19 protein-coding genes are annotated in these 24,373 nt (G+C 47.2%); 13 read left to right on the top strand and 6 right to left on the bottom strand.

Annotated features, from left to right (window positions below; translation table 11 throughout):
* Positions 1–43 precede the first annotated feature (43 nt).
* The 11 genes from rnr to AC3D28_RS10020 all read left to right on the top strand — a co-directional run bounded on the left by rnr (position 44) and on the right by AC3D28_RS10020 (position 15,992).
* A complete protein-coding gene (rnr, locus tag AC3D28_RS10070; RefSeq protein ID WP_488534676.1) occupies positions 44–2,536 on the top strand; it encodes a ribonuclease R in 2,493 nt (830 codons plus the stop codon).
* 67 nt (positions 2,537–2,603) lie between these two features.
* Positions 2,604–3,347, top strand: a complete 744-nt coding sequence (rlmB, locus tag AC3D28_RS10065; RefSeq protein ID WP_488534675.1) for a 23S rRNA (guanosine(2251)-2'-O)-methyltransferase RlmB — start codon at positions 2,604–2,606, stop codon at positions 3,345–3,347.
* A gap of 104 nt (positions 3,348–3,451) precedes the next feature.
* The gene (locus tag AC3D28_RS10060; RefSeq protein WP_488534674.1) at positions 3,452–4,135 is read left to right on the top strand and encodes a phosphoglycolate phosphatase; all 684 of its coding nucleotides are present in this window, start codon (positions 3,452–3,454) and stop codon (positions 4,133–4,135) included.
* 116 nt (positions 4,136–4,251) lie between these two features.
* The gene (gene trpS, locus AC3D28_RS10055; protein ID WP_488534673.1) at positions 4,252–5,268 is read left to right on the top strand and encodes a tryptophan--tRNA ligase; all 1,017 of its coding nucleotides are present in this window, start codon (positions 4,252–4,254) and stop codon (positions 5,266–5,268) included.
* Positions 5,269–5,708: 440 nt separating this feature from the next.
* On the top strand, positions 5,709–6,785 hold the full coding sequence (locus AC3D28_RS10050) for a porin (RefSeq protein WP_488534672.1): 1,077 nt from the start codon (positions 5,709–5,711) through the stop codon (positions 6,783–6,785).
* Positions 6,786–6,807: 22 nt separating this feature from the next.
* On the top strand, positions 6,808–9,984 hold the full coding sequence (locus tag AC3D28_RS10045; RefSeq protein WP_488534671.1) for an ExeM/NucH family extracellular endonuclease: 3,177 nt from the start codon (positions 6,808–6,810) through the stop codon (positions 9,982–9,984).
* 197 nt (positions 9,985–10,181) lie between these two features.
* On the top strand, positions 10,182–10,769 hold the full coding sequence (locus AC3D28_RS10040; RefSeq protein ID WP_098414609.1) for an aminodeoxychorismate/anthranilate synthase component II: 588 nt from the start codon (positions 10,182–10,184) through the stop codon (positions 10,767–10,769).
* A 357-nt stretch (positions 10,770–11,126) separates the two neighbouring features.
* The gene (locus AC3D28_RS10035) at positions 11,127–12,344 is read left to right on the top strand and encodes an aspartate aminotransferase family protein (protein ID WP_488534670.1); all 1,218 of its coding nucleotides are present in this window, start codon (positions 11,127–11,129) and stop codon (positions 12,342–12,344) included.
* 101 nt (positions 12,345–12,445) lie between these two features.
* Positions 12,446–13,465, top strand: coding sequence for an arginine N-succinyltransferase (astA, locus tag AC3D28_RS10030; RefSeq protein ID WP_488534669.1), 1,020 nt, complete (start codon positions 12,446–12,448; stop codon positions 13,463–13,465).
* A gap of 28 nt (positions 13,466–13,493) precedes the next feature.
* A complete protein-coding gene (astD, locus tag AC3D28_RS10025; protein WP_488534668.1) occupies positions 13,494–14,951 on the top strand; it encodes a succinylglutamate-semialdehyde dehydrogenase in 1,458 nt (485 codons plus the stop codon).
* 249 nt (positions 14,952–15,200) lie between these two features.
* A complete protein-coding gene (locus AC3D28_RS10020) occupies positions 15,201–15,992 on the top strand; it encodes a 2-oxoadipate dioxygenase/decarboxylase family protein (protein ID WP_488534667.1) in 792 nt (263 codons plus the stop codon).
* 145 nt (positions 15,993–16,137) lie between these two features.
* Here AC3D28_RS10020 and crp read toward each other — a convergent pair whose 3' ends face one another.
* From crp to AC3D28_RS09990, 6 genes are all read right to left on the bottom strand, one after another.
* The gene (gene crp, locus AC3D28_RS10015) at positions 16,138–16,770 is read right to left on the bottom strand and encodes a cAMP-activated global transcriptional regulator CRP (protein ID WP_005381432.1); all 633 of its coding nucleotides are present in this window, start codon (positions 16,768–16,770) and stop codon (positions 16,138–16,140) included.
* A gap of 239 nt (positions 16,771–17,009) precedes the next feature.
* Positions 17,010–17,879, bottom strand: a complete 870-nt coding sequence (locus tag AC3D28_RS10010; RefSeq protein ID WP_098414614.1) for a phosphoribulokinase — start codon at positions 17,877–17,879, stop codon at positions 17,010–17,012.
* 124 nt (positions 17,880–18,003) lie between these two features.
* Positions 18,004–18,216 carry a YheU family protein gene (locus AC3D28_RS10005; protein WP_098414615.1) on the bottom strand — a complete coding sequence of 71 codons (213 nt, stop codon included), beginning with the start codon at positions 18,214–18,216 and terminating at the stop codon, positions 18,004–18,006.
* A 34-nt stretch (positions 18,217–18,250) separates the two neighbouring features.
* Positions 18,251–19,282, bottom strand: a complete 1,032-nt coding sequence (locus tag AC3D28_RS10000) for a hydrolase (RefSeq protein WP_488534666.1) — start codon at positions 19,280–19,282, stop codon at positions 18,251–18,253.
* 87 nt (positions 19,283–19,369) lie between these two features.
* A complete protein-coding gene (locus tag AC3D28_RS09995; RefSeq protein ID WP_098414617.1) occupies positions 19,370–19,858 on the bottom strand; it encodes a TIGR02444 family protein in 489 nt (162 codons plus the stop codon).
* Positions 19,855–21,774, bottom strand: a complete 1,920-nt coding sequence (locus AC3D28_RS09990; protein WP_488534665.1) for an ABC transporter ATP-binding protein — start codon at positions 21,772–21,774, stop codon at positions 19,855–19,857. The genes AC3D28_RS09995 and AC3D28_RS09990 overlap by 4 nt, the downstream gene beginning before the upstream one ends.
* Positions 21,775–21,984: 210 nt before the next feature.
* Between AC3D28_RS09990 and kefG the strand changes: the two genes are divergently transcribed.
* Both kefG and kefB read left to right on the top strand, forming a co-directional pair.
* Complete coding sequence (kefG, locus tag AC3D28_RS09985; RefSeq protein ID WP_098414619.1) at positions 21,985–22,578, top strand: glutathione-regulated potassium-efflux system ancillary protein KefG; 594 nt, start codon at positions 21,985–21,987, stop codon at positions 22,576–22,578.
* Complete coding sequence (gene kefB, locus AC3D28_RS09980; RefSeq protein WP_488534664.1) at positions 22,562–24,358, top strand: glutathione-regulated potassium-efflux system protein KefB; 1,797 nt, start codon at positions 22,562–22,564, stop codon at positions 24,356–24,358. The genes kefG and kefB overlap by 17 nt, the downstream gene beginning before the upstream one ends.
* The last annotated feature ends 15 nt before the right edge of the window (positions 24,359–24,373 follow it).

The raw sequence follows: 24,373 nt of genomic DNA, 5'->3' as shown, positions 1-24,373 counted from the left end.
AGATATACTAACTCTATACCTTCCTTGCTAGATAGGCGTGCCTATGTCAGACAATATCCCAAACGATCCTTTTGCGGATCGTGAATCGAAAAATTACGAAAATCCAATTCCAAGCCGAGAGTTTATCATCGAGTTTCTGGAGCAAGCGGGCGTTCCGATGAATCGCAACGACTTGTTTGAGGCACTAAAGCTTGAGGGCGAAGAGCAATACGAAGGGTTGCGTCGCCGGCTGCGTGCGATGGAACGAGATGGCCAACTGGTGTTTACCCGCCGTCAGTGCTACGCATTGCCTGAAAAACTTGAAATGGTAAAAGGTTACGTGATTGGTCATAAAGATGGCCACGGTTGGGTGCGTCCAGAAGGCAGCGTCGGCAAGGATAATGACATTCTGTTACCGCATCATCAGATGAAAAACATCATTCACGGTGACTTTGTTCTTGCTCAACCGACAGACAACAGCAAACGTGGGCGTCGCGAGGGGCGATTGGTACGAGTGCTGGAAGAGCGCAACACTCAGATTGTGGGTCGTTTCTTTTTAGAATACGGCTACTCATATGTTGTGCCTGATGACTCGCGTATTAGCCAAGATATTCTGATCCCAAATGAGCACAAAGCAGGTGCACGCATGGGTAATGTGGTCGTGATTGAAATTACCGATCGGGGCTCTCGTTCACGCGGCATGATGGGTAAAGTGGTTGAAGTTCTGGGTGAAAATATGGCGCCAGGGATGGAAACGCAAATTGCGATTCGTACCCACCAAATTCCCCACGAGTGGCCAGAAGCCGTCGATAAACAAATCGCAAACTTGGGCGAAGAAGTGCCAGAGGAAGCCAAAGAGGGTCGTGTGGATCTACGTGAATTGCCACTGGTGACGATTGATGGGGAAGACGCACGAGATTTTGATGATGCCGTTTATTGTGAGAAGAACAAAGATGGCGGTTGGCGGCTTTGGGTCGCGATTGCTGACGTTAGTTACTACGTGCGCCCAGACTCTGCGCTAGATAAAGAAGCAATTAATCGTGGTAACTCGGTATACTTCCCATCGCAAGTGGTGCCAATGTTACCGGAAGTGCTTTCCAACGGTTTATGTTCACTTAACCCACAAGTGGATCGCTTGTGTATGGTGTGTGAGATGACGATTTCTGACACAGGGAAACTATCTGGCTACAAGCATTATGAAGCAGTGATGAACTCGCACGCTCGTCTGACGTACAACAAAGTCAGTGGCATTCTTGAAGGTAACGAAGAGCTTCGTCAACGCTATCAGCCAGTTGTTTCGCACTTGGAAGAGCTACACAACATGTACAAAGTGCTGAAAGAGGCACGTGATCAGCGCGGCGCGATTGAATTTGAAACGGTTGAAACTAAGTTTATTTTCAATGCCGAGCGTAAAATTGAAAGTATTGAGCCAGTCATTCGCAATGACGCGCACAAGATCATCGAAGAGTGTATGATCATGGCGAACATTGCCTCTGCATCGCTGGTCGAGAAAGCCAAAGAGCCGGCGTTATATCGTATTCATGAATCTCCAGGCGAATTGCGCTTACAAGGTTTCCGTGACTTTTTGAGCGAGCTTGGTTTGGATCTCAAAGGTGGATTAGAACCCTCGCCAACGGATTATGCGGATCTCGCGCGTCAAATCTCTGGACGTCAAGACCAAGAGCTGATCCAAACCATGCTATTACGTTCGATGAAGCAAGCGGTGTACAGTGCTGATAACGTGGGTCACTTTGGTTTGGCACTCAAGCGTTACGCGCACTTTACGTCGCCAATCCGTCGCTACCCTGACTTATTACTTCATCGCGCGATTAAATACCTCATCGCGAAGCAAGAAGGGCGAAATCAAGATCGCTGGACACCAACGGGTGGCTATCATTACTCGTTTGATGACATGAACTTTTACGGTGAACAATGCTCGATGACCGAACGCCGCGCCGATGATGCGACTCGTGATGTGGCCGATTGGTTGAAATGTGAATACATGCAAGATCACGTTGGTGACGAACTCGACGGGGTAATTGCGAACGTCACCAGTTTTGGTTTTTTCGTGCGTTTGACCGATCTCCACATTGATGGTTTGGTGCATATTTCGGCACTCGCGAATGACTACTATCAGTTTGATCCTATTGGGCAACGACTTATCGGTGAAAGCTTCGGTAATATCTATCGTCTGGGTGATGCAGTAAAAGTTAAAGTACTGGCCGTTAACCTCGATGATAAGAAAATTGACTTTGAATTGACTGAAACAAGTCGTAAGCTACGCGGCGAAGGGAAGACGGCGAAGAAGCGAGCAGCGGACGCAAAGCGCAAAGCCAAAGAGAAAAAACGCACAGCGACGCGTTCTTCATCGAAAGAAGCAGGGGCTACGCGTGCCATCCCAGCGATTGAGCCAACCAAACGTCCGGAAGAAACGGGAGCGGCAGGTAAACGTGACGACGCTGAAGGCAAAAAAAAGCCTAAGGTGAAAAAAACGAACAAGAAAAAGCCACACAGTAAGCCGAAGAAAACCAAGCGCCCTAAAAAAGAAGCGCAGTAGGCTGAAGCGCCAGCTAAGTTCAAACTCGGCTGGCGTAGGCGATATGACCAGAACAACAGGTTAAATAATGAGTAACGAATTTATCTACGGCATTCACGCAGTGAAGGCGGTATTGGAGCGCGAACCAGAGCGTTTTATCGAAGCATTTGTCCTTAAGGGCCGTCAAGACGATCGCCTGATGCCAATCCTGAATGATCTTCAGGTGTGTGGCGTTTCTATTCAGCAAATGACGCGCAAAACATTGGACGACAAAGCACGTGGTGCCAATCACCAAGGTATTATTGCTCGCGTAAAACCAGCAAAACAGCTGAACGAAAATGACATTGATGACATCCTAGCACAGCATGAATCGCCATTACTGTTGGTTCTTGATGGGGTCACTGATCCACATAACCTCGGAGCTTGTTTGCGTAATGCCGATGCAGCTGGTGTTGCCGCGATCATCGTCCCGAAAGATCGCTCGGCACCAATGAATGCGACCGTCAGCAAAGTGGCATGTGGTGCAGCCGAAGTCGTACCATTGGTCCGTGTTACTAACCTTGCGCGCACGATGCGAACGTTACAAGAAAAAGGGATTTGGTTTGTTGGCACGGCAGGTGAAGCGACACACGATATTTATCAAGCCAAACTCACGGGGCCACTGGCGATCGTTATGGGTGCAGAAGGTGACGGCATGCGTCGTCTGACTCGTGAAACCTGTGATGATCTGATCAAGATCCCAATGGTCGGCAGCGTATCAAGCTTGAACGTATCCGTTGCATCTGGTATCTGTTTGTTTGAATCGGTTCGCCAGCGTTTGGCAACCAAATAAGGCGAGCAAAGCCAGACGTCGCTGAGTTTGACACTGAGTGGCATCAAAGATTAAGGCCATAGGGTGGGAAACCATCCTTGGTTATTTTTGCTAGGGAATTTTCGATGCAACAAGAGATTAAACTGATTGCTTTTGACTTGGATGGCACGCTACTAGACAGCGTGCCAGATTTGACAGTAGCAGCAGACCAAACTGTGCAAGCTCTTGGTTACCCTTCGGTATCTGAAGAGCAAGTGCGCGACTATGTTGGGAATGGTGCAGATGTACTGATTGGCCGAGCACTAAGCCAAAGCATGACCGTCAACGATGACTTGAATGACGAACTACGAGCCAAGGCTCGTACATTGTTTGATGAATACTACAAGCAAAGCGGCCATAAGCTAAGCCATCTTTACCCAACGGTAAAAGAGACGTTAGAAGAGTTGCATCAAGCGGGTTTTATCATGGCGATTGTCACGAATAAACCATCGAAGTTTGTTCCAGAAATTTTAGAGCAACATGACATCGCGAAATATTTTGTCGATGTGCTGGGTGGTGATGCATTTCCTGAGAAAAAACCAAATCCAGTCGCGTTAAACTGGTTAATGCAAAAACATCAGGTAAAACCCACTGAAATGCTGATGGTTGGGGATTCAAAAAACGACATTCTGGCAGCGAAAAACGCTGGCTGCGCTTCATTTGGTTTAACTTACGGTTACAACCATGGTGAGCCAATTGCAGAATCGAGTCCAGATGTTGTGGCGAACCGATTAGCGGAATTATTGGAAGTCGTCGCCGTTTCTGTATAACGACAACAAAAGATCTTCCAAAATACTTGTTAATGAGTACACTGAGTGAACCGTGCGCTAACGATCGCACGGTTTTTTCATTTTAATTAGATTAAGAAGTCAAAGGAATCATTCTAATGAGCAAGCCCATTGTATTGAGTGGTGTTCAACCGTCAGGTGAACTAAGTATCGGTAACTACTTGGGTGCTCTACGTCAATGGCATCAGATGCAAGACGATTATGATTGCCACTACTGTGTGGTAGACCTTCATGCGATTACGGTTCGTCAGGATCCTCAAGCTCTGCATGAAGCGACACTAGACGCACTGGCGATCTGTTTAGCTGTTGGTGTTGACCCGAAGAAGAGCACGCTATTTGTTCAGTCACACGTACCAGAGCATGCTCAACTAGGTTGGCTTCTTAACTGTTACACCCAAATGGGTGAATTGAGCCGTATGACCCAGTTCAAAGACAAATCGGCGCGTTACGCGAACGACGTCAATGTGGGTCTGTTTGATTACCCTGTACTCATGGCGGCAGATATCTTGTCATACGGCGCGCACCAAGTACCTGTCGGTAGCGACCAGAAACAACACCTTGAGCTTGCTCGGGATATAGCAACGCGCTTCAATAATATCTACGCGCCAGAAAGCCCGATCTTCACTGTGCCAGAGCCGTACATTCCTACGGTAAATGCACGCGTTATGAGCCTTCAAGATGCGGTGAAGAAAATGTCGAAGTCAGATGACAACCGTAAGAATGTGATCACATTGCTTGAAGAGCCAAAGTCAATCATCAAGAAGATCAATAAGGCACAAACCGATACCGAAACCCCACCGAGCATCCATCATGACATCGAGAACAAAGCGGGTATTGCCAACCTAATGGGTCTTTACTCTGCGGCGACAGGTATGAGCTTTGAAGACATCGAAGCGAAGTACAAAGGCGTTGAAATGTATGGTCCGTTTAAGAAAGATGTAGGCGAAGCGGTTGTTGCTATGCTGGAGCCAATTCAAGCAGAATATCACCGTATCCGTGCTGATCGCACTTACATGGATGCCGTAATGAAGCAAGGTGCGGAAAAGGCCTCAGCTCGTGCCGCTGAAACGCTGAAAAAAGCATACAAAGCAGTCGGTTTTGTGGCTCGACCATAACACCATCTCTCCTAAAGAATAACGACATTGTCATTCCTAACCCTCGCCTTGGCGAGGGTTTTTTTATGCGTATACCAAGCATCTTTCATTCAGATTCTCATAGCATATCCCTCACTCTAAAACAGAGTTTTAACTCTAAAAATAATGCTGTTATGTCCTTGTTAATTTTACCAATAACAATATGTGTTGGATGTATCGGTGTATTCATAATAACCAGTAAATGTTTGTGAAAGGAATCGCACTCAGAATGCACGCACCTTTATTAATTTCATTAAAAAGAGATATTTATCTCGATAAAGCCAAGTTTAGATAAATCGTGATCTTGCTTTATAAGTTAGAGCGAACTGCGACCGATTCACCACTTCCAATTGTAGATGAGCCGTGACCAAAGCAAGGTTTAACCGTTAGATCACATTTTCAAGTAGATAAAGGACATAACAATGCTGAAAAGAAATGCAGTGGCGATAGCGATCTCTTCGCTATTTGTAGCGTCTGCGGTGAATGCTGCGACCATATATAAAGAAGAAAATGGAGACTTCCTCAAGCTGTATGGCGAAGTGGGTGTCGGTGGGCATATTGGTGCAAATTATAATTATGGTGAGTTTTACACTGATCAGAGTTTTATTGATGATTCGTTTGCCACCATGGGTGTAAAAGGCAAGAAAGACAAAATTCACTATCGCTTAGAACTTGATTACGAAAGAGAAAATTGGAAATACGGCACCGGAGATATGGTGCTGGCCATTGATAAGGTGTTTCTTGGTTACGATATTTTACCTAACCATTATCTCGAGGTGGGCCTCGCGGATACTGCGTTTGATGATTATGACAAATGGGGGGACTTCACCTTCGACACCACAGTCGAAACTGGTGAAGCCGGTGACCAAGATACGACCATCAAGTATGAAGGTTATTATTTTGATGTGATTAAAGTGGGCGCGTCCTACACCTATGGTGGCGAGTCATCATCTGGTTCAGAGCTCGGTGATATCGTCAATGGCTACCTTGGTTACTTTGGGGATAACTTCTCCGCTGTGGCCGGTTTTGAGGGCCGCGGCGGTTCAGACGGTCTCTCGAAATATGGTGAACAGCGCCTTTTCGGTTTCGGTATGCGTTACGCGCTAAATGATGCGATTCACTTGGGTGTTAATGCCTTCTATGAAGAGGAGGACATCGCACTGGATGATACCACCACTGACAACACCGACCCTGAAAACGTGATCAAAGTGTATAACGATTACCAAAAGCAAGAAAACAAAGGCGCACTGGTTTCTGCAAAGTACATCTTCACCAAGCAGTGGGAGTTCACGGCCTCTTACAATTACGAAGAGTATGAGAAGTGGGATCGCAGTAGTGACGTATGGGATGAAAACGAGGAAAACAACTGGGGTAACTCCCGTACTTGGGGCACATTGGGCGTGAATTATAAGCCTACCCGCTCAAGCGTCATCACGCTTGAAATGAATGCCGGTGAAGCGGCGCAAGATGCGTACGCCTACGCCCGTGTTTACTTCTAATTGGACCTGCGAGGATTAAATAATGAACAAAAAACTTACCTTATTGGCCGGTGCGATCAGCAGTGTATTAAGTGGCGCAGCGCTGGCGGATATCAGCAACATCATCATCACTGAGTACGTGGAAGGCTCAGGTGAAAATAAAGCGATTGAAATTTACAACACAGGTGCATCAGATTTTACCTTTGGTAGCGACTATGCGTTGTACCGCAAAGATGACCGTTTTACTAACGAAATTCAATCGCCAGAAAAAGGTCCACTATTAGATGGCGTCATGGTACCCGCGAAGGGCACCGTAACCATTTTAAGTTCAGCTGCTTCTGCAGAGTTGAAAGCTGCCGTTACAGGGCTAAAAGTTGAAGCGTTAGGGCCACTCAGTGGTTACTATAACACCATGCAATTTAATGGTGATGATGCGGTCTTTATTGCGCTTAAAAACGATCCAACAACAATCCATGACATCATTGGTGTCGCAGGTAGCGAGTGGGGCAAAGATGTAACCCTTCGCCGTTTAGAGGGTAACGAAGCACCAAGTTCAACATTCAATGTGGATCACTGGCGTTTGTATCCTAAAAATACCTTTGATGGATTGGGCAGTGATGATTTAGTCACACCACCACCACCGCCTCAGCCGTGTACTGATGCACGTGCAGAAGCAACAACACCGCTTGATCAATATATTGGTCAGGTGCAAGGTGACGGCTTCAAATCCCCACTGATTCCTGAAGGCGCATATACCTCAACAGATGAGTTTTTGGTCACGGGTACGGTTACCGCAGTAACCAGTGGCATTACCAAAGGTCTTTACATCACAGATGATAATGCAGATGGTAATGCTCGCACGTCTGACGGGATATTCGTGAAGACAGGTATGCCAGCATCAGATAGCCTGATTGGTCAAAAAGTGTGTGTGCGTGCCAAAGTGAAAGAAGATTATGGGGTAACCACGCTACTGCCGAGTAATGGCGAGTGGGAGGTGATGAACTCGAATCCAGTTCCTGTCACGCCCGTTGATCTTGTGCGCACTCCGGAAGACGGTGAAGACTTCCGCACCACGCTCGAACGTTATGAAGGTATGTTGGTTAAGTTGGTCGTAGACATGGACGCGGTAGAAGATGGCAATCAAAACATGCGCGTAACGCGTACCTTTGGTTTTGATTACGACAGTTACCGTAACAACATGGTACTTGCGTACAAACGCCCTAACCCGCAACCAAACCAAAACTTTGTTGCCGGTAGTGAAGAGTCAAAAGCACAAGCGGCACAAAACCGTGATTATCGTGTCTTTGTGGAATCAGACGCAAGAGCCAAAGATGGGCAGATCCCTTACTTCCCAGATTTTGCCAACGATCCGCTGAATAATTATATTCGTGTCAATAACTCGGTGATTGGCATGCAAGGGGTATTGCATTACTCCTACAATGAGTTCCGTCTTATCCCAACTGAGGATGTAACTAAGGCGGTGTTTAAGGGTGACAAACGCCCTTATTCTCCAAGCCTGCGTACCTCAAACGATGATTACCACTACACTGACTCGTTCAGCATTAAGGTAGCGTCACAAAACGTACTTAACTACTTTAACTCCCCTTATGGTGGCTCAGACAACCGCAATGGTGACAACCGTGGTGCCGAGAGTGAGTTGGAATTTGAGCGTCAACAAGCGAAAATTGTCGAAGCGATTTACAACATGAATGCCGATATTATTGGCTTGATGGAAATCGAAAACAACGGCTTTGGTGACTTTGGTGCGATAAACGAACTAGTGCGTGCGGTCAACGAGAAGTATACGGATGATCGTTACTCTAAACGTAATAACAAAAACTCTATCCATAACCGCTATGTCTTTGTCGGCTTCGATAAAAACGGCGATACCGTTTTAGATGAATACGACAACGTCGGTGGTGATGCGATCACCACGGGCCTTATCTACCGTCCATCCAAAGTGAGCCTAGTCGCAGGTAAGGTCATTCCGATGCCGCGCCAAGATGCACCAATGATTGTGGATGAGAATGGGGCACCAGTCACTGATAATAAAGAGGAGTTGGTTGAAAGTGGTAAGAACTATCAACGCGACACGGTGGCAGCGACGTTCTTAGTGAACAACACCGGTAAACGCCTCACGGTGGCGGTCAACCACCTGAAATCGAAAGGCTCAACTTGTTGGGATGACTACCTTGGCGCAGATGGTGAACTACGCACCTACGCCAAAGATGAAGACTTCCAAGGTTCGTGTGAAGCGTTCCGCGTAACGGCTGCGAAGCAGTTAGGTACGGAGATGGCGAAGTTTATCGGTGATAAAGTGATTTTGGGTGATATGAACTCATACGCCAAAGAAGACGCGATGCTCGTACTGACGAATAACCCAACGGGTAAGGCGATCAAAGAGGCCGCTTACACCTACATTGGTAAAAAGCCAGTCAATGAGAGCGCAGCGAATCCTGTGGTTACTCAAACCTTTGGTTACGTGAATGCGATTGAAAAAACGCTACAGCCAGGTGAAACGGCGTGGAGTTATTCATACAACGATGAAGTGGGTTCGCTTGACCACTTGTTGGTGTCGAAAGGCCTTGAAAAACGTGTGATTGACGTGACTGATTGGCACATCAACGCACCAGAAATGGGCTTATATGCGTATGAAAACCGTCGTAAAGGCTTGACGAACGAACAGATCCAAAATGGTGAAAACCCATACTACAAACAGGATGCGTTCCGTTCTTCAGACCATGACCCTGTGATCGCTTCTATTGGCTACAAATATGGGGAAGCGGGTGAGTCTCCGGTGACGATTTTCACTAAGAGTGATCGTGCGGATCTTCACTACCCAGTACCAGCAAGCGCGCAAAAAGGCGATATTGCCACGCTTACTCTGTCACCACAGCCAGAAAAAGCGCCGGCACTGCCGAAGATCACGTTGAGAAAATCGGGTGCGCAAGCGGTTAACTTTGATGCTGCGGCGTTACCACGAGGTGAATACACAGTGACCATGACGCTGACGCGACCTGTTGCGGCCGCTTTTGCAGCCGATACTGCTGCACAAGATGAAGTGATCGATACCAAAGTCATGACGGTCAACTTCACCAAGCGTGATTCGAATACACCAAAACCGGTGTATCCAGAGTATGACGGTTCAGGTGGTTCACTGGGCCTTGGCACGCTGCTAGCGGCACTTGGCTTTGGCTTCCTACGCCGTCGTCGTGATTAAGCACTGACGTTCATAATCAAACGGTCTTAAACCAAAGGTCAGCGCAAGCTGGCCTTTTTATTCTCTGTAACCTTAACTTAAATAGCATCAAAACTTGCCTTTCTACCTTGCTGCTGCAAAATATCGCCTTTAATTGTCAGTCAGATAGACAATTAGATTTGGGTATTACGAAAACGGAATGGAGCAGCCAACGAGCTATGTTATTAATCATCGATAACTACGACTCTTTTACTTACAACCTCTATCAATACTTTTGCGAGCTTGGCGTAGACGTACAGGTCGTGCGTAATGATGAGATCGATATTGAAGGGATTGAAGCGCTTAACCCAACCCACTTAGTGATCTCACCTGGACCGTGTACGCCAAACGAGGCGGGTATCTCCCTCAAAGCGATAAAGCACTTCGCTGATAAGCTACCGATATTGGGCGTTTGCCTTGGGCATCAGGCGATTGCACAAGTGTTCGGTGGGGAGGTGGTGCGCGCTCGACAAGTGATGCATGGTAAAACATCACCTATCCGCCATACCAGTCGCAGCGTGTTTAAAAATCTCAATGATCCGCTTACCGTTACTCGTTACCATTCGCTAGTGGTGAAAAATGGCACTTTGCCAGAGATGTTTGAGTTGACGGCATGGACAGAACTGCCCGATGGTAGCATGGATGAAATCATGGGCTATCAGCATAAAACTCTGCCGATTGATGCGGTGCAATTCCATCCTGAGTCGATCAAAACCGAACAAGGTCATGAACTGTTAGCCAACTTCCTTGCACGTAAAGCAATCTGATCACGATCACTTTTATTAACAAACTGTTCATTCTTTGATGATGTGTTTGGACTGCAAAACTATGCGGTTCATTATTGTTGTTTTCACTGTTCGTGTGTTTTTCCTCCTTATACTCATTGCGCTATATGATTATGATAAAAAATCACTTCTCTATTTCTCTTTCTTAGTGCATAAATAATCATGGGTAGTGATTAATGCAAGTGGCTTTCGCGAACAAAAAGAATAAATCACTATTGAAATGGTTAATGAAGTGTAAATACAATACCGCAATGGCTTATATGCAAAACATTATTTTCTGGCAAAGAGCCGGTTAAATTCGCTTATCTGCTACGCATGCGGTATTAGAAGGAATGTGCAATGACAACGGAAATTAAAGTAGAGCGCGGTTTATTCGATGAGGTGATGGTGCCTTGCTATAACCCGATGGAAATGATCCCTGTTAAAGGTGAAGGTTCACGCGTCTGGGATCAGCAAGGTAATGAATATATCGACTTTGCTGGTGGTATTGCAGTGAACTGTCTTGGTCATTGTCACCCAGTGATGGTGAAGACACTGATTGAGCAAGGTAACAAGTTGTGGCATCTAAGTAACGTCATGACCAATGAGCCTGCGCTGCGACTAGCGAAAAAGCTCACCGAAATCAGCTTTGCGGAACGCGTGTTCTTTGCCAACTCTGGCGCGGAAGCGAATGAGGCGGCACTGAAACTAGCACGTCGTTACGCAGTTGACGTTCATGGCCAAGAAAAATCTGAAATCATTGCATTTAAACAAGGCTTCCACGGTCGTACCTTTTTTACCGTCACTGTCGGTGGTCAAGAAGCTTACTCGGATGGTTTTGGTCCTAAACCGGGTGATGTCACACACCTGCCTTATAACAATATCGAAGCACTACAAGCGCACATGTCGGATCGCACTTGTGCGGTCATGATGGAGCCTCTACAAGGTGAGGGGGGAATTGTGCCTCCAACCCCAGAGTTCGCTCAAACAGTTCGTGAACTGTGTGACAAACACAACGCACTGTTGATCTTCGATGAAGTGCAAACGGGGAACGGGCGCACGGGTCACTTCTATGCGTATCAAGGTCTGGGAATCACGCCTGATATTTTAAGTACGGCCAAATCACTCGGTGGTGGTTTCCCTATCGGTGCAATGCTGACCACGGCAAAACTGGCTGATCATATGAAAGTGGGCACGCACGGCTCGACGTACGGTGGTAATCCATTGGCTTGTGCAGTTGCAGAGGCGGTGGTGAATGAAGTCACTAAGCCAGAAGTCTTGGCAGGTGTTCTAGAACGCGAAGCGATGTTCCGTGAAGGTCTAGAGAAGATCAATGCGCAGTATCACATCTTTTCTGAAATACGCGGTAAAGGCCTATTGCTTGGGGCAGCGCTGAATGAACAATGGCAAGGCCGTGCGCGTGATGTGCTCGTTGCTGCCGGTCAACAAGGTCTGATGGTATTGGTCGCAGGGGCCGATGTCATACGTTTCACCCCATCACTCGTAATCACACAACAAGAAATTGAAGAAGGCTTGGCGAAACTGGATAAAGCGATCGCGACATTAGTGTCGTCGTAATTACCCTTTAAACGTCAACGCATCCCCCCGTCAAGGATCTCTGATGGGGGAATTGTTCCTACAATATAGTTAGGATCTTCTTGCATCTGGAGGGAGTATTGATGCTAGTAGTTCGCCCTATCGCGATGTCGGATTATGACTCGCTGCATAACTGTGCGGTAGAGTCTGGTCACGGGTTTACATCTTTACCGGTTAACGAAGAATTGTTAACCAATCGAATCAAACACTCAGAGTACAGCTTTGGTAAACCAGATGTGGCAGAACCGGGGGATGAAGGCTACCTGATGGTCGGCTTTGATTTTGACTCAGGGGAAGTTGCGGGGACCACCGGAATCGAAGCATCGATCGGCTGGGATGTGCCTTTTTATTCTTATCACATCAGCAAAGTAGTGCACTCGTCGCCAAAACTTGGCGTCAATAATGTCGTCAAACTGCTTACTTTTGGTAATAACTACACGGGTAACAGCGAAATTTGTACCTTGTTCTTGCGTGAGAAATTCCGCCAAGGTCTTAACGGACGACTGATGTCAAAGTGCCGTTTCTTAATGATGGCTGAGCACCCAGAGCGTTTCTCCGAAACCATTTTTGCCGAAATGCGTGGCGTTTCAGACGACGAAGGTAATTCGCCGTTCTGGCAATGGCTGCAAGAGCACTTCTTCTCGATCGATTTCACGCTTGCCGATTATCTAACCGGTATTGGTAAAAAAGGCTTTATCGCCGACTTAATGCCAAAATTGCCTATCTACATCAATCTATTGAGCCCTGAAGCACAAGCGGTGATTGGTAAGGTACACGATAACACGCGTCCTGCGTTGACGTTGTTAGAGCGCGAAGGCTTTACCAACCGTGGATATGTCGACATTTTTGACGCTGGCCCAACCGTAGAATGTGATTTGCGAAATGTGGAGTCGGTTCGTCATTCGTTCCGCGCGCAAGTGAAGATTACGCCGCATAACAGCACGCAAGATTTTTTGATGTGTAACTCATCGTTCGAAAACTTCCGTGCGGTAGTCACCAAAGCGGCGTATGACGCTGAAACGCAAAACGTGATGATCGCGCCAGAAGTCGCAGCGGCGCTTTTGGTTGAGGAAGGGGATATTGTACGCCTTCTTCCGCAGTAACAGACGACAGAATGTAAGGATAGAAACAATGACACATTGGATTGCAGGTGAATGGGTACAAGGTCAGGGTGAAAAATTTACCTCTTTGTCGCCGTACAACCAAGCAGTGATTTGGCAAGGAAAAAGCGCCACGGCTGAGCAAGTGAACCAAGCCGTGGCGGCGGCTCGCGAAGCCTTCATGGATTGGAAGAAACGTTCATTTGCAGAGCGTGAGGCGATCGTGTTGGCTTTTGCTGAGAAAGTAAAAGAGAACAGCGAAAAAATCGCCGAAGTCATTGCCAAAGAAACTGGTAAGCCAATTTGGGAAACGCGCACTGAAGCAGCGGCAATGGCAGGTAAAATTGCCATCTCTATTCGTGCTTACCATGACCGCACCGGTGAAGCGAGCCGTGAAGCGGCGGGCAACCAAATTGTGTTGCGTCATCGCCCACTGGGCGTGATGGCAGTATTTGGCCCATATAACTTCCCTGGTCACCTACCAAATGGTCACATTGTGCCTGCGCTACTAGCGGGTAACACCGTTGTGTTCAAGCCATCCGAGCAAACGCCTTGGACTGGCGAGTTAGCTATGAAACTTTGGGAAGAAGCAGGTCTGCCGAAAGGCGTGATCAACCTTGTCCAAGGTGCGAAAGAAACCGGTATTGCGCTTGCTGATGCGAAAGGCATTGATGGCGTACTGTTCACGGGCAGCGCGAACACGGGGCATGTATTGCACCGTCAATTTGCGGGTCAACCAGACAAGATGTTAGCACTAGAAATGGGTGGTAATAACCCGATGGTGATCTCTGATAAATACGGTGATTTGGATGCCACGGTTTATACCATCATCCAATCAGCGTTTATCAGTGCTGGTCAACGTTGTACGTGTGCTCGTCGTTTGTACGTGCCACTGGGTGAGAAAGGTGATGCGCTCATCACGAAACTGGTTGAAGCGACGAAGAATATTTGCGTAGACCAGCCATTTGCAGAGCCTGCGCCATTTATGGGACCGCAAATTTCCGTTGCCGCAGCCAAGTTCATTCTCGATGCACAAGCGAAGCTACAATCACTTGGTGGTGAAAGCTTGATTGAAGCTAAAGCAGGAGAGGCGGCGTTTGTTTCTCCGGGCATTATTGATGTAACGAACATTGCTGACCTGCCAGATGAAGAGTACTTCGGTCCACTTCTGCAAGTGGTGCGTTACGAAGGGCTAGAAAAAGCCGTAGCACTGGCGAACGACACGCGCTTTGGTCTCTCTGCTGGTTTAGTTTCAACTGACGACCAAGAATGGGAATACTTCGTTGACCATATTCGTGCAGGGATCGTGAACCGTAACCGCCAGCTCACAGGTGCAAGTGGTGATGCGCCATTTGGTGGCCCTGGTGCATCAGGTAACCTACGTCCAAGCGCTTATTACGCAGCAGACTACTGTGCGTACCCGATGGCATCAATGGAAGGTCAAGAGACTATCTTGCCTGCAACATTAAGCCCAGGTGTGGCGCTATAAGTTTTAATAACAGAGTCGCAACCATGTATTGCGGCTCACCTTGCCGGCGAATCATTTAGGTATGGGTTGTAGTGATCGTTGGCAGAACACGGAAAGTGAGCAAAGACTCGGAAAAGCGTGTTGACTGACTGGCATTTACCGTCACAGGTTGATGGCTGTTCGTTCATTATTCTGGACAACTTTTCGTTGTGAACGAGCAGTCAACTTCCGCTTACCTTTTAACTCTACATCTCGTAACAAGGAGTCGTTATGACGCCCGATGTGTTATTTGAATCGCTATGGCAAGATTACATTCAACGTCTTTGCCCTTCTGCTGCGAAAGTACATCAGCTGCTTCAAGAAGATGAGCCTCTGATTAATGATCATATAGCTTTACGTACCTTCAATATTGCGCCTCTTGGTATCGAAACCTTAGCTAAACCATTTGTAGCCATTGGCTACCAGGCATGTGGTGACTACGTTTTTGAAAGTAAAAAATTAGTCGCAAAGCATTACGAGCATCCAGAACCTAAGCAACCCAAAGTGTTTATTAGTGAACTGAAAGTAGAAGAATGTTCAGCTGAGCTGCAAGAGATAGTGAAAAAGCTGGTGGCACAAGTCGATGCAGACAAGCTGAACGATAGCGCATTCTTACATGGTGGACGCTTGTGGGATTTAAGCTTTGCTGACTACCAAACGTTGGCTAAAGAAAGTGAGTACGCATCTTGGTTGGCGGCGCATGGTTACGGCGCAAACCACTTCACGGTGAGCGTTAACCAGCTCAATGAATACGAAGAAGTGAAGCAAGTAAACGATCACTTACGTACGGCCGGATTTACCATTAATGAAAACGGCGGGGAAGTGAAGGGCACTCCTGAGGTGCTGCTAGAACAATCATCGACCATGGCGGATAAAGTGGCGGTTCGCTTTAGCGAAGGCACTGAAATTATCCCTGGTGGCTTTTACGAGTTTGCTAAGCGCTACCCGATGGAAAACGGTGAGCTGTACCCAGGTTTTGTGGCGGCTTCAGCGGACAAAATCTTTGAAAGTACGAATGGCTAACTTTTAGGGTTAACCTTTCGGCTAACCAACTTGCTCATTAGTCTTTTGTTGCTCTGAGCTTAATGTGGTTACAAGACAAATAAAAAGCCACCAATGTCGCCATTGGTGGCTTTTATAATTTTGTTCGCGTCACTCTGGTTTGAGATTAACGAGTACCGTAAACCACGATAGTTTTACCGTGCGCAGAGATTAGGTTCTGCTCTTCTAGCATCTTCAAGATACGACCTACTGTCTCACGAGAACAGCCAACGATTTGACCGATTTCTTGACGAGTGATCTTGATTTGCATGCCGTCTGGGTGAGTCATTGCGTCTGGTTGTTTTGCAAGGTTCAGAAGCGTCTGAGCGATACGACCAGTTACGTCTAGGAACGCTAGGTCACCCACTTTTTGGCTAGTCACTTGAAGACGACGAGCCATCTGCGCAGAAAGACGCATTAGGATGTCTGGGTTTACTTGGATAAGCTGACGGAATTTCTTAAAAGAAATTTCAGCAACTTCACAAGGAGATTTAGCACGAACCCAAGCTGTGCGCTCTTGGTCTTCCTCGAATAGACCAAGTTCACCAATAAAGTCTCCTTGGTTTAGGTAGGAAAGAATCATTTCCTTACCTTCTTCGTCTTTGATAAGAACCGCAACAGAACCTTTAACGATGTAGTACAACGTTTCTGCTTTTTCGCCCGCGTGAATCAGCGTGCTTTTTGATGGGTACTTATGAATATGACAGTGTGAAAGAAACCACTCTAATGTTGGGTCGGTTTGAGGTTTACCTAGAACCATAATATCTCACTTCCTCTGCAGGGTACGCTTGCGCTATCCATATTTTAGCTAAGCCTGAATTAGGTTTACTAGAATAAGAGCACTTTTTATATGCTGCAAGCTATCTTGTGTTTCGGTAAGAAATAGTATCCTTTTTCGAAAACGATTTCTTGATTTTAATCGTGTCATGATTGAGATTTTGTAAGCAAAAGTGTGCACATGATCACGGTGTGAAAAGTAAAGTCTAGCCTGCTACGTTTTTAACCAATTTTTCCTGTTTCTATTAGCTGTTGGAGAATCGGTCTTACGATGAGCTCCATAGCAAAGCTCATTTTACCGCCTGGAACCACGATAGTGTTATGGCGTGACATAAATGAGCCATCAATCATAGCCAGCAGATACGGGAAGTCGACTTTCTTAATCCCGCGTAAGCGAATCACGACAAAACTTTCATCTAAACTTGGAATGCCTTTGGCGTTAAGTGGGTTAGAGGTATCGACCGTTGGCACTCGCTGAAAGTTGATATGGGTACGTGAAAACTGTGGCGTAATGTAGTTGAGATAATCGTCCATCGAACGCACGATGGAGTCCGTAACCGCTTCTCGTGAGTGACCGCGCTCTCGAGTATCGCGGACAAATTTTTGGATCCATTCCAAGTTCACGATCGGCACCATGCCAATCAAAAAATCAACGTGTTGCGATACGTTTACCTCACCATCCACCACGCCACCATGCAGGCCTTCGTAAAACAGCACATCGCTGTTTTCCGGCAGATCTTGCCAGGGGGTAAATGTCCCCGGCATCTGGTTATACGGGACGGCTTCATCAAATGTGTGTAGGTAGCGGCGTACGCTTCCTGTGCCCGCATTGCCGTATTTACGAAAGAACGCCTCCAAACCTGGAAAGTCATTGGCTTGAGGGCCAAAATAGCTGATGTGTCGACCTTGCTCGCGCGCTTTGCGGATCTCGATATCCATTTCGGGGCGAGTAAAGCGGTGGAAGCTGTCACCTTCAACCCATGCGGGTTTGACGTTCATCATATTGAACATCTTACGGAAGGCTTCAGATGTAGTGGTCGTGCCGGCACCGGACGAACCAGTAACCGCTATGATTGGGTGTTTTGCTGACATGACAAACCTTGTCGAAAATTACTTACCTGTAAAGTGCAGTAGGGCGTTACTGCACGGTCGATAACCCACTATAACACGTCACAACGGCTTGTCATTGAGTGGGGGACGGTAAAATGTGAAGGGGCTATGATTTTGCTTTGAGCTGAATATCTACAGTTTCATGCAGTTCAGAGAAGACAATGACGGCTTCACCTTGTGCCAGTTGATGTTTTACTTGTTCGAGTTTGTCTTGTAAAGAAACCTCGACGGTCCCGTAGTCCGTCCCTTCGCGCAGAACGAACTCACGAATGATATTTTCCAATGTCTCAGGCGCGATGTCTTGCCAAGGGATGATCATCAATACCTCATACTTTTTATGATTTAGTTCTATTCTATACCGCGCTCTGTTGTGTCGCAGTAGAAACGTTCTTTTTTATAGTGTGAGCCATAAAGTCTGTAGCAATACTTTCGTAGTATGCCGGCAGTGCTTCTTCTAGCCAAAATTTAGGTTTTAAAACGGAGCCAGACAGAAAGCCGACGTGGCCACCATGGTCAAATAAGCGATAATCGATATTGTCAGGCAGAATAAATTTAGGGATAACCTCATCCGTCATGAACGGGTCGTCTTTGGCGTGAATGATTAAGGTTGGCAGCGTGATCTGTTGTAACTTGCTCAAGCCTGAACATTGGTCGTAATAATCTTGTGCGTCTTTAAAACCGTGCAATGGTGCCGTGATCAAATCATCGAATTCATACAATCGTGTGACACGTTTTATTGAGTTGTAGGACAAAGCCAATTCACCATGTAGCAAAGCGTGTTTTTGCAACGCATTGCGCTTGAGCGAGGATAATAAATAACGACGATAGACCTTCGAAAAACCTTGTTCGATGCGATTAGCACATGCCGCCAAATCCAGCGGTGCAGAGACGATTGTGGCGGCTGTGACAATCGGGTCGTCTCGATATTGCGCAAGGTAATTTACTAACATGTTCCCGCCGAGGGAAATACCAACCGCGATTTTGGGGTTATCAGGAAATCGTTGCTCAAGATGCTCTAAGAAGTAGCGGGCGTCAGTCACTTCACCGGAATGATAGGCGCGAGCTTTCTTGTTTGGCTTGCCGCTACAACCACGAAAATGCATCATCACCGACAGCCAACCAGATTGAGCAAACGCATTCATTAGACCATTGGCGTAAGGGCTATAGAAGCAGCCTTCTAGTCCATGAAACAACACAAAAATCGGCTGTTTTTGCGCAGGTTCTTGGCTTGGGTCCTCGCTCCATGCTAGATCGAGAAAGTCGCCATCGGCTGTATCGAGGGTTTGCCAAATCGGCGTAAATAACGCTTTTTTGCGAATAAAACGTGGTAAAAGCGTTTGAAGATGCGGGTTTTTGATCCCGGCGGCGGCGAAAAATTGTGTCATACCTAACTGCTCTTATGCGGTCCTTCGGTGTCAGTTGAAGAACTTATTAATATAATCCTTTATAAAGATTATAGGTATTCTACAGATTTATGGGCGTTTTGGTGGGTGAATGTTTGGCACCGGCATAGCAAAGGCTGGCTGCAAATGCTCACCACCAAGTTGACGACAGTATCTCAGCGTGAGTGGGTCGCCATCATTTTTGAGTAGTGCAAGTGAGTTAATGCAGTCCACCAAATCCGCTTGTTGCTGCTTTTCTAGTTGCAGTTCAAACTGCAAGGTTTCACGATATAAAGCATCATTGACTTGCGACTTAAGATGGCGGCGTAAGTCGCGAAAAGAGTGCAGTAAAGTTTCGCTTCGACCCAGACAGCTTTGTACTAGAGGCCAGTCTTTTTCTTGGAAAATCAGTTGCTGCTCATCGAGCCATCTGAGCAGCAGGAGTAGGTTCACGTTGCCGTGATAATTGTTCTGTAATGATAAACACGCTTCTTTCACTTCTCGCACCCCATAAAATTGCAGACTGAACTGCCAAAGGTGTTCTAGGGTGAGTGTGTATTCAGCGTGTTGATTACTCATTGATTAAACTCTAACTCCATCTGCTCTAACTCTTCTTGAGCCGACATCCATTCCATTTCAATTTCTTCGAGCTCTGCCTTACTAGAAGCTTGAAGAGCCAGCACTTGGTTAAGTTTAGCTTTATTTTCGGCTTCATACAGTGAGTTATCCGCCAATTGTTGTTCAGCTTCGGCCAGTGCAGCACCTAACTTATCCATTTTCTTTTCTAATTGTGTCAGCCTTTTGCGAATTGGCGCGGTCTGTGTACGAAATTCTGCATCGCGACGTTTTTGCTCTTTTTTCGCTGCCGCGCTGTTGGCGCTATCTTTGGCGGGCTGTGCGGCTTGTGCTTCTTTGCGCTCCGCTTTTTGTTGCTCAGTCAGCCACTTATAGTAGTCGGCCAAATCCCCATCAAATGGGGCGACTTGACGATCATGCACCAAGTATAAATCATCCGTGGTTGCACGCAGCAGGTAACGATCGTGCGATACAATGACCATTGCCCCTTCGAAGGTTTGCAGTGCTAAGGTCAGTGCCTGACGCATGTCCAAATCCAAGTGGTTGGTCGGTTCATCGAGCAGTAATAGGTTTGGTTTTTGCCAAACAATCAACGCTAATACCAAACGGGCTTTTTCACCACCAGAGAACGGCGCCACTTTTTCTAGGGCTTTTTCTCCTTGAAAGCCAAAGCTACCCAAGTAGTCCCGCAGTTGTTGTTCGGTTTGATCAGAAGCGATCTGCATCATGTGTTGCAATGGGGTTTCTTCTGGGTGCAGCGTCTCTAGCTGATGCTGAGCAAAGTAACCAATCTTCACACCTTGAGAGTAGGTGAGATCCCCGCCTTGGGCTCTGAGTTCGCCAGAAAGCAGTTTGATCAGGGTCGATTTACCCGCGCCGTTACGACCAAGCAAGCCAATACGGCTGCCTGGCACCAAGTTCAAGCGGATCTTCTCTAAGATCAGGTTGTCATCGTAACCTGCCGATACTTCATCCATCATCATGATTGGATTGGGTAATGCCGCTGGGGTACGGAACTGGAAGCTAAATGGATTATCAAATTGTGCCGGTAATGCTTTTTCCATACGCTCCAACGCTTTAATACGACTTTGCGCTTGACGAGCTTTTGATGCTTTGTAGCGGAAACGATCGATGTAACTTTGCATGTGCGACATTTGTTTCTGTTGCTTCTCATACATCGCTTGTTGCAGCATCATTTTTTGCGCGCGCTGGTTTTCAAAAGATGAGTAGTTGCCCGTATATTCGTTCAACTGTTGGTTTTCGATATGGATGATGCGTCCCACGATGGGATCAAGGAAGTCGCGGTCGTGCGAGATCAGGAGTAGGGTTCCCGGGTAGTTTTGCAGCCAGCGTTCTAGCCACATTACCGCATCTAAATCCAAGTGGTTGGTTGGTTCGTCGAGTAGCAATAAGTCAGAACGACATAATAGTGCTTGAGCTAAGTTAAGGCGCATACGCCAACCACCGGAGAACTGAGTCAAGCTCCAGCTCATTTGCTCTTGGCTGAAGCCCAAACCATCTAACAATTCTGCTGCGCGAGCGCGAATGCTGTAGCCACCGATGGTTTCAATCTTGCCGTGAATCTCGGCGACCAGTGTACCGTTGTCTTGTGTTTCCGCATCGGCGAGCTGCTTTTCAAGACCGCGATATTCGCGGTCACCATCAATGACGTATTCCAATGCGCTGCGCTCTAGGGCTGGCGTTTCTTGCGCGACCCATGCCAGTTCCCAATGTTGTGGTTGGCTAAATGAACCTGCATCAATCGACAGTTCGTCTTTTAGCAACGCAAAAAGGGTCGATTTACCACAGCCGTTTTTGCCCACAAGGCCGACTTTGTCGCCGGGATGGATGGTGGCAGAAGCTTGATCTAAAAGGGGTTTACCGCCACGCAGTAACTGGATGTCAGAGAAGGTAATCATAAAGTTTTCATTCACTTTGCGCAGTGCGCGTTGCTTGGTTACATAGCGAAGTGGTTTCAATCGTTTTGAAAAGCCACTTGGGTATATATCTAGCGGTGAATAGTAGGGGTATTGGCCGGAAAAGTCGATTGATTCGCTTTAATTGCATTATGCTGTACAAAAAAGTATAACAATTTGATAACGGATAAAAATAACCACAAGGACGACCATTTGGCTGTTGTACCGTCTATTCTCCCAAGAGTTCTGGTCATTTATGCTCATCCAGAGCCGCATAACTCGATTGCTAATCAAGTGATGATTAAAAAAGCTCAGTCGCTTGATCATGTCACCGTGCATGATCTTTACGGTGCTTATCCCGATTTCTTTATTGATGTGAACCACGAACATGCACTGTTGTTAACGCATGATGTGATTGTGTTCCATCACCCGCTTTATATGTATTCATGCCCAGCCCTGTTAAAAGAGTGGTTGGACCGAGTGCTGGGCAAAGGTTTTGCTTTTGGCGGAGGTTCGGCACTAGAGGGAAAATACTGGCGCAGTGTGATTACAACGGGAGGGAAAGAAGAGGCCTTTAGCGCGAAGGGGTACAACAAATACCCGTTAGAGCAAATTCTGCAACCGTTTGAGCTGACCGCAGCCTTGTGTCAAATGTACTGGATAGAACCGTTGGTGCTGTACTGGTCGAGAAATATATCTGATATAGAGCGTTATGAGCATGCCGAGCAATACCGTCAATGGCTAAATAATCCTTTTAAAGACTGGGAAGCAACAGACCAAGGAGGTCAGTATGGCGATAACCAGTGAATTTCTCCAAAGCAGTGTCGTCTTCCTCGCGGCAGCCGTAATTGCGGTGCCTATTGCCCAGCGACTTGGGCTGGGCTCGGTGTTGGGCTACCTACTGGCTGGCGTTTTGATTGGACCTTGGGGCTTAGGATTAATCAGCGACGTCGATGCAATTTTGCACTTTGCTGAGCTCGGGGTTGTGTTATTGCTGTTTTTAATAGGTTTAGAGTTAAACCCAAAAAAACTCTGGCAGATGCGAGGCCCCATTTTAGGCTTAGGAGGAGCGCAGGTCGTGGTCACGACTGCGGTGATTGGCAGTGTTGTAAGTTTGTTTGGGGGGAGTACGCAGGTGAGCTTAGTGATCGGCATGGGGCTGGCGCTGTCGTCGACCGCGATTGCGCTCAAAGTAATTGAAGAGCAAGGTTTGAACGGCACCGAAACGGGTCAGTCGGGGTTTGCCGTGTTGCTTTTCCAAGACGTCGCCGTGATCCCCATGCTAGCGATGCTACCGCTGCTTGCAGGCGGACAAAGTGGGGGGAATTGGTTTGATGTCTTTACGGTATTAGGCAGTGTGGTGGCACTGTTGATCGGCGGCCACTTCTTATTGCGCCCACTATTTCGTTTTGTTGTGATGAGCGGCGTTCGTGAGCTCTTTACCGTCGCAGCACTGTTGGTCGTGCTTGGGATTTCAGTCGTGATGCAAAAGCTTGGGCTTTCAATGGCTCTAGGGACTTTCTTAGCCGGCGTTCTACTGGCTGAGAGTGAATATCGACATGAATTGGAAATTGCCATCGAGCCGTTTAAGGGCTTGTTGTTGGGGTTGTTCTTCATCGCGGTTGGCATGGCGGTAAATCTGGGTTTGTTGGCATTACACCCTTTAGAAATCTTGGGCGCTGTAGTGGCTTTGGTGGTGGTTAAAGGATTGGTTCTCTATGCGCTGGCGCGAGCTGCCCGCGTTCAGGAAAAAGCGCGTAGCCGTATGGCTGCGATTTTAAGCCAAGGTGGTGAGTTTGCGTTTGTCATTTTCACCGCCGCCAGTCAAGAAGGCATTCTCGCTAAAGAGCAGGTCGCGTTTCTGTTGGTGGTGGTGAGCTTGTCGATGGTGACCACGCCGCTATTGCTCATGGGGCAAAAGAAGTGGTTCGCTCGTACGCTGAATCTGGAGGAAGAGAACACCACTCGGCATGTTGTTGATCGCAGCCCACGGGTGATCATCGCTGGTTTCGGCCGCTTTGGTCAGATCGTTGGCCGCTTGATGTACGCCAACAAAATCAAGGTGACGATCTTGGAAAGCGATGCCAGCCAAATTCATTTATTGCGCAAATATGGCTACAAGGTGTTTTATGGCGATGCCACTCAAATTGACTTGTTGCGTGCTGCGGGCGCAGATAAAGCCGAAGCCTTGGTGATTTGTACTGACTCACCTGATGAAGTCATGGCGATCGTTGATATTTGCCGCTCGTATTTCCCGAATCTTAAACTGCTCGCCCGTGCGAGAAGTCGGGTGGAAGCGTATCAATTGATGAGTCATGATGTGGAGAACTACTCGCGTGAGACGTTCTTAGGCGCATTAGACCTTGGTCGCCAAGCGCTTGTCGAGCTTGGTATGCACCCCTATCAAGCTAAGCGGGCAGAAGCACATTTTCGTAAGCTTGATAATGCTATGCTTAAAGATTTATTGCCTCAACACAATGAAGATCAGAAGTTAGCCCAAAGAGCAAAAGAGGCTCGTAAAGAGTTAGAAGAAATTTTTGGTCGTGAGATGGAGAGCGACCAACAGTCACCTAATCATTGGAAGTAAAACTTGAGCCCAGAC

The organism is Vibrio sp. TAP-3B (genome assembly GCF_057784735.1).
Note: the sequence above shows the minus strand (reverse complement) of the source record. Positions and strands in the feature narration are given on the sequence as shown.

Excerpts from the sequence above, each read along its gene's own strand:
- rnr (WP_488534676.1), top strand. The coding sequence starts at position 44 with ATGTCAGACAATATCCCAAACGATCCTTTTGCGGATCGTGAATCGAAA.
- rlmB (WP_488534675.1), top strand. The coding sequence starts at position 2,604 with ATGAGTAACGAATTTATCTACGGCATTCACGCAGTGAAGGCGGTATTG.
- AC3D28_RS10060 (WP_488534674.1), top strand. The coding sequence starts at position 3,452 with ATGCAACAAGAGATTAAACTGATTGCTTTTGACTTGGATGGCACGCTA.
- trpS (WP_488534673.1), top strand. The coding sequence starts at position 4,252 with ATGAGCAAGCCCATTGTATTGAGTGGTGTTCAACCGTCAGGTGAACTA.
- AC3D28_RS10050 (WP_488534672.1), top strand. The coding sequence starts at position 5,709 with ATGCTGAAAAGAAATGCAGTGGCGATAGCGATCTCTTCGCTATTTGTA.
- AC3D28_RS10045 (WP_488534671.1), top strand. The coding sequence starts at position 6,808 with ATGAACAAAAAACTTACCTTATTGGCCGGTGCGATCAGCAGTGTATTA.
- AC3D28_RS10040 (WP_098414609.1), top strand. The coding sequence starts at position 10,182 with ATGTTATTAATCATCGATAACTACGACTCTTTTACTTACAACCTCTAT.
- AC3D28_RS10035 (WP_488534670.1), top strand. The coding sequence starts at position 11,127 with ATGACAACGGAAATTAAAGTAGAGCGCGGTTTATTCGATGAGGTGATG.
- astA (WP_488534669.1), top strand. The coding sequence starts at position 12,446 with ATGCTAGTAGTTCGCCCTATCGCGATGTCGGATTATGACTCGCTGCAT.
- astD (WP_488534668.1), top strand. The coding sequence starts at position 13,494 with ATGACACATTGGATTGCAGGTGAATGGGTACAAGGTCAGGGTGAAAAA.
- AC3D28_RS10020 (WP_488534667.1), top strand. The coding sequence starts at position 15,201 with ATGACGCCCGATGTGTTATTTGAATCGCTATGGCAAGATTACATTCAA.
- crp (WP_005381432.1), bottom strand. The coding sequence starts at position 16,770 with ATGGTTCTAGGTAAACCTCAAACCGACCCAACATTAGAGTGGTTTCTT.
- AC3D28_RS10010 (WP_098414614.1), bottom strand. The coding sequence starts at position 17,879 with ATGTCAGCAAAACACCCAATCATAGCGGTTACTGGTTCGTCCGGTGCC.
- AC3D28_RS10005 (WP_098414615.1), bottom strand. The coding sequence starts at position 18,216 with ATGATCATCCCTTGGCAAGACATCGCGCCTGAGACATTGGAAAATATC.
- AC3D28_RS10000 (WP_488534666.1), bottom strand. The coding sequence starts at position 19,282 with ATGACACAATTTTTCGCCGCCGCCGGGATCAAAAACCCGCATCTTCAA.
- AC3D28_RS09995 (WP_098414617.1), bottom strand. The coding sequence starts at position 19,858 with ATGAGTAATCAACACGCTGAATACACACTCACCCTAGAACACCTTTGG.
- AC3D28_RS09990 (WP_488534665.1), bottom strand. The coding sequence starts at position 21,774 with ATGATTACCTTCTCTGACATCCAGTTACTGCGTGGCGGTAAACCCCTT.
- kefB (WP_488534664.1), top strand. The coding sequence starts at position 22,562 with ATGGCGATAACCAGTGAATTTCTCCAAAGCAGTGTCGTCTTCCTCGCG.